A 6,022-nucleotide genomic window follows, 5' to 3' on the forward strand; every position below is an offset into this window, starting at 1 on the left:
TCTTCCTGGACATACCCTACGGCTGTCTCCCTACCGCAGTTCTCCACAGGGCCAGTTGCCAGCGAGCGGAGCCGGTGTGAGCTGGCGCATTCGCCCTAGCTTTCTCAGATCGTCCGCAGTCCGTCGGGGAAAGCTGCAGAAGAAACTCGAAAAATCTGTTCATGGCGAGCTTTTTTGTCTTTACTTCGCTGAGCCGATTGCCCCAACGGTTGCCCTGTTGGCAAGAGCCAGCCGTGACTTGAGACTGCCCCCCTTTTCCTGTCGGATTGGAGTGCGATATGCTGGTTTTCCACCTCTGAAAGCGTGATTTATTCCAAACTGTTTTTACTCCTATGAATCCCCATCCCTCTCAGGTCTCGGCCCCTATCCTGCAGGAAAACTGGCACTTTCAAGAGCGGGATGCTTGCGGGGTCGGCTTTTTGGTGAATCAGCAGGGGAGAGCCAGCCACGACCTCTTGCAGAAAACCCTTCAGGCCCTCACCTGTATGGAACATCGGGGTGGCTGTGGCGGCGACGGCCAGAGCGGTGATGGGGCGGGCATTGCAACGGCAATCCCCTGGTCGCTGTTGCAGGCAGAGAGGGAAGAAATTCGAGCTTGGGATCCCACTCACAGCGCGGTGGGGATGGTCTTTTTGCCTCAGGATCCTGCTGAGTGTCAGGCGGTGCAGCAGGTGATCGATGAGTACTTGACCACCACCGACTGGCAGCGGGTGGTTTGGCGGCAGGTACCGGTCAATCCCAATTGCCTGGGGCCGATGGCGCGGCAGACCATGCCCTCCATTTGGCAGATGCTCCTCACCCATCCCACGCTGGAAGGAGACGAGCTAGAGCAGCAGCTCTATCTGTTGCGGCGGCGCATTCGGCGGCGGGTAGAGGCTCGGTTTGGCTTTTATGCTCTGTATTTTGCCTCTTTGTCCTGCCGGGTTGTCGTTTACAAAGGCATGGTGCAATCGTCGGTTCTGGGCCAGTTTTATCGAGATCTGCAAAACCCCCTCTACACCACCACCTACGCCACCTACCACCGCCGCTTCAGCACCAATACCCTGCCGCGTTGGTCGCTGGCTCAGCCTTTCCGCTACCTCTGCCACAACGGCGAGATCAACACCTACCTGGGCAATGTCAACTGGATGGCCGCCCGCGAACAAACCCTTTCCCATCCCCGCTGGGGTACAGCGGTCGAGGATCTGAAGCCGATTATTGACCCGGGCACCAGCGACTCAGCAGGTCTGGACGCTGTGTTTGAGCTGTTGATTCAGTCGGGCTACTCCACTCAGCAGGCGATGATGGTGCTGATCCCGGAAGCCTATCGCAACCAGCCAGAACTGCAGAATCACCCGGAAGTGGTGGATTTCTACGAGTTCTTCGGCGGCCTGCAGGAGCCTTGGGATGGCCCGGCGATGGTGGTTTTCTGCGACGGCAAAACCATCGGGGCCACGTTGGATCGCAATGGCCTGCGCCCAGCCCGCTACGCTCGCAGCCGCGATGGTCTGCTGGTGGTGGCCTCGGAAGCTGGCGTGGTTCCTCTGCCGGAGACCGACATTTTGGAAAAAGGGCGGCTAGGCCCGGGGCAGATGCTGACGGTGGATCTGCAGAGCGGGCAAATCTGCAAAAACTGGGAGATCAAAACCCAGGTGGCAGCCCAGCACCCCTACGGCGAATGGCTCAAAGCCCATCGCGTTCAGCTCAGCACCCAAGGCTTTGAAAATACCCCTCACCTCTCGGAAGAACAACTGTTACAAGCCCAAACCGCCTTCGGGTACTCCTCAGAAGATGTGGAGATGATCATCGAGGAGATGGCGGCTACGGGCAAGGAGCCCACCTTCAGCATGGGGGATGATGCGCCGCTGGCTGTGCTGTCCACCCAGCCTCATCCCCTCTACGACTATTTCAAGCAGCGCTTTGCCCAGGTCACCAACCCTGCCATCGATCCCCTGCGGGAGAGCCTGGTGATGTCTTTGGATGTGTATCTGGGATCCAAGGGCAACCTGCTGGAGATCCGCCCTGAGCATGCCCGCCTGTTGCAGTTGCGCAGCCCGGTGCTCAACGAAGCGGAGCTGGCCGCTCTGCAGCATACCCCTTTTCCCTGCCACACGCTCCCGATTCTCTATCCGGTGGCTGCCGGCCCAGAAGGACTGGAGGTCCAGGTACGGGCCCTCTGCCAGCAGGCGGCTCAGGCAGTGCGGGGGGGAGCTGAGATTTTAATCCTCTCGGATCGCGGCCTTGATGCCGAGCAGGCTCTGATCCCACCTCTGTTGGCGGTGGGCGCCATCCACCATCACCTCATCCAGGAGGGGCTGCGCCTACGCGCTTCCCTGGTGGTGGAGACTGCCCAATGCTGGAGTACCCATCACTTTGCCTGCTTGATCGGCTATGGGGCCAGCGCCGTTTGTCCTTATCTGGCCTATGAAGCTGTGCGGCAGTGGTGGCACAAGCCCAAGACGCAAACCCAGATGGCTGCCGGCAAGTTGCCCCAGCTTTCCCTGGCCGAGGTGCAACTGAAGTACCGCGCCGCCATTGAGGCAGGGCTGCTCAAGATTCTTTCCAAAATGGGCATTTCTCTGCTCTCCAGCTACCACGGAGCGCAGATTTTCGAGGCCATTGGCCTGAGCCAAGAGGTGATCGATCTGGCCTTCCGCGGCACGGTGTCGCGGGTGGGAGGCATGACGCTGGCGGATCTGGCCCGCGAGGGCATGGTGAATCACCAGCGGGCCTTTCCCGAACTCACCTCGAAAAAGCTGGAGAACTTTGGCTTTATCCAGGCGCGGCCCAAAGGCGAATACCACATCAACAGTCCAGAAATGGCCAAACTGCTGCACAAGGCCATCGAATCGGGTCAGCCTGCCCACTATGAGATCTACAGGGCGCACCTGCGCAGCCGCACCCCCACCGCGTTGCGAGACCTGCTGGATTTCCGCAGCGACCGGGATCCCATTCCCTTGGAGGAAGTGGAACCGGTGTCGGAGATTTTCAAACGCTTTGCCACAGGTGGGATGTCCTTGGGGGCCCTCAGCCGCGAGGCCCACGAGACCCTGGCCATTGCCATGAACCGCATCGGCGGCAAGTCCAACTCCGGTGAAGGCGGGGAAGATCCGGAACGATACCTCCCCATCACCGATGTAGGCCCAGATGGCACCTCGGCCCGCTTTCCCCACCTGAAGGGGCTGCGCATGGGGGACAACGCCAGCTCGGCGGTGAAGCAGGTGGCCTCGGGCCGCTTTGGCGTGACACCGGAGTATTTGCTCAACGCGCGGCAAATTGAGATCAAAATTGCCCAGGGGGCCAAGCCGGGCGAGGGCGGGCAACTGCCGGGCAAAAAGGTCAGCCCCTACATCGCCAAGCTGCGCCGCTCCAAGCCGGGGGTGACCTTGATCTCGCCGCCGCCCCACCACGACATCTACTCCATCGAGGATCTGGCGCAGTTGATCTTCGACTTGCACCAGGTGAACCCCCAGGCACAGGTGTCGGTGAAGCTGGTGGCGGAGGTGGGCATCGGCACGGTGGCGGCAGGAGTAGCCAAGGCCAACGCCGACATCATCCAAATCTCCGGCCATGAAGGGGGCACAGGGGCTTCCCCCTTGAGCTCCATCAAACATGCCGGGGCACCTTGGGAGTTGGGCCTGGTGGAGGTGCATCATACCCTGCTGGAAAACGGCCTACGGCAGCGCTCCATCCTGCGGGTGGATGGCGGCATTCGCACGGGTTGGGAAGTGGTGATGGCGGCCATGCTGGGGGCAGAAGAGTTTGGCTTTGGCACGGTGGCCATGATTGCGGAGGGGTGCATCATGGCGCGGGTGTGCCACACCAACAACTGCCCTGTGGGAGTGACCAGCCAGAAGGAGGAGTTGCGCAAGCGCTTCCCCGGCACGCCAGATCACGTGGTGACCTTCTTCACCTTTGTGGCGGAGGAGGTGCGCCAAGTCTTAGCGCAACTGGGCTACCGCTCTCTGAAGGAGGTGATTGGACGGGTGGATCTGCTCTGTCCGCGGGCCGATGCCGTTCTGCAGAAAACCCCATCCTTGAACTTGGAGTGTCTGCTGCGAACTCCCCCCGGTTTTGATCCCAACACCCTGCCCGACTGGTTGGAGCATGAGCCGGTTCACGCCAACGGCCCGGTGCTGGATGAGCAGATCCTGGCTCAGCCGGAGGTGCAGAAGGCGGTGGAGACCTGCGGCACGGCCACGGTGGAGATCCCTATCGCCAACACCGACCGCTGTGTGGGCGGGCGCATTGCCGGAACCTTGGCCCGCTTGTACGGAGATACCGGCTTCGCCCAACAGGGGGGGCAGTTGGATCTGCGCTTTGTCGGCAGCGCCGGCCAGAGCTTTGGCGCTTTTACGCTGGCGGGGATGCGCCTGACTCTGACAGGAGAAGCCAATGACTACGTGGGCAAAAGCATGTGCGGGGGTGAGATCGTCATCTTGGCTCCCGGCGATGCGCCACGGGATCCCTCGGAAAATGTGATCTTGGGCAATACTTGCCTGTACGGAGCCACCGGGGGTTACCTATTCGCCAACGGCCAGGCAGGGGAACGCTTTGCGGTGCGCAACTCGGGAGCGCAGGCGGTGATCGAGGGATCCGGCGACCACTGCTGCGAGTACATGACCGGTGGGGTGGTGGTGGTGCTGGGGCGGGTGGGCCGCAACCTGGGAGCGGGGATGACCGGCGGCCTGGCCTATGTGCTGGATGAGGAGGGCAACTTCCCCGCCAAGGTCAACGGGGAGATCGTGCGCATTCAGCGGGTGCAGACAGCAGCAGCAGAGGCACAACTGAAGAGCCTGATCCAAGAGCACTATCGCCGCACCCATTCCCCCAAAGCGGAGCGCATTCTGCAAAATTGGGAATCCTATTTGCCTCTGTTTTGGCAGGTGATCCCGCCTTCGGAGGAGGGCAGCGAGCTGACGGATCCCTTGCGATCCCAGCCGCTGGCAGTGGAGTCTTAAGGATCTCTCAGAGCCTGCCGGTAACACTTCTTATCCCCACGACGGCCAGAGAGGCTGGTAAACTGCGAGAGTATACCTGGCCTTTTCATCCGCTTTAAATCACTATGAGTCCCAGTTTGCAAGCTGCTCAAACTCAAGCGCGAGTGCCCACCGAGACCATCCTGACGCCGCGCTTCTACACCACCGATTTCGAGGCCATCGGCAAAATGGGCTTAGGGGATCGAGAGGCCGATTTCCGGGCCATCCTGCAGGAGTTTCGCGCCGACTACAACCGCCATCACTTCGTCCGGGGTGAGGAGTTCAACCAAGACTGGGAAAGCCGCCTGGATCCGCAGGCGCGCCGGTTGTTTGTGGAGTTCTTGGAGCGCTCCTGTACAGCCGAGTTCTCCGGTTTTCTCCTCTACAAGGAGCTGTCGCGCAAGCTAAAAGAGACCAACCCCGTTTTGGCCGAGTGCTTTGCCCTGATGAGCCGCGATGAGGCCCGCCATGCCGGCTTTCTGAACCGGGCTATGGGCGACTTCAACATGGCCTTCGACCTGAGCTTTCTCACTAAGCACAAGTCTTACACCTATTTCGCGCCGCGTTTCATCTTCTATGCCACCTATCTCTCGGAGAAGATTGGCTACTGGCGCTACATTCTCATCTACCGCCACCTGGAGGCCCACCCCGAGGATCGCGTTTACCCGATCTTCAACTTCTTCAAGAACTGGTGCCAGGACGAGAACCGCCACGGCGATTTCTTTGCGCTCATGCTCCTAAGCCAGCCGCGGCTGCTCAAGGGATGGGTGGCCAAGCTGTGGTGCCGTTTCTTCTTGCTGTCGGTGTTCGCCACTATGTACCTCAACGATGTGGGAGAGCGCCCGGATTTCTACCGCCTCATCGGGCTGGATCCCCATACTTATGACATGGAGGTAATCTACAAGACCAACCGCGAGGCGGCCAAGGTGTTCCCGGTGGTGTTGGATGTGGAAAACCCTGAGTTTGTGCGGCGGCTGCAAAAGTGCGTGGCCAACAACGCTAAGCTGAGGGAGATTGCCCGGGGATCCGGCCCCTTCAAGGGTTTGCGCAAGCTGCCCCTCTAC

At 60.5% G+C, this 6,022-nt stretch carries 2 protein-coding genes; both read left to right on the forward strand.

The genetic code is table 11. From position 1 onward, the window contains the following. Positions 1–332 precede the first annotated feature (332 nt). Positions 333–4,940, forward strand: a complete 4,608-nt coding sequence (locus NW820_RS01935; RefSeq protein ID WP_414406540.1) for a glutamate synthase-related protein — start codon at positions 333–335, stop codon at positions 4,938–4,940. A gap of 104 nt (positions 4,941–5,044) precedes the next feature. Beyond that, on the forward strand, positions 5,045–6,022 hold a 978-nt coding region (gene acsF, locus NW820_RS01940; protein ID WP_414406541.1), incomplete at its 3' end, for a magnesium-protoporphyrin IX monomethyl ester (oxidative) cyclase.

It is taken from the genome of Synechococcus sp. R55.7 (genome assembly GCF_047461955.1).
Taxonomy (GTDB): Bacteria; Cyanobacteriota; Cyanobacteriia; order Thermostichales; family Thermostichaceae; genus Thermostichus.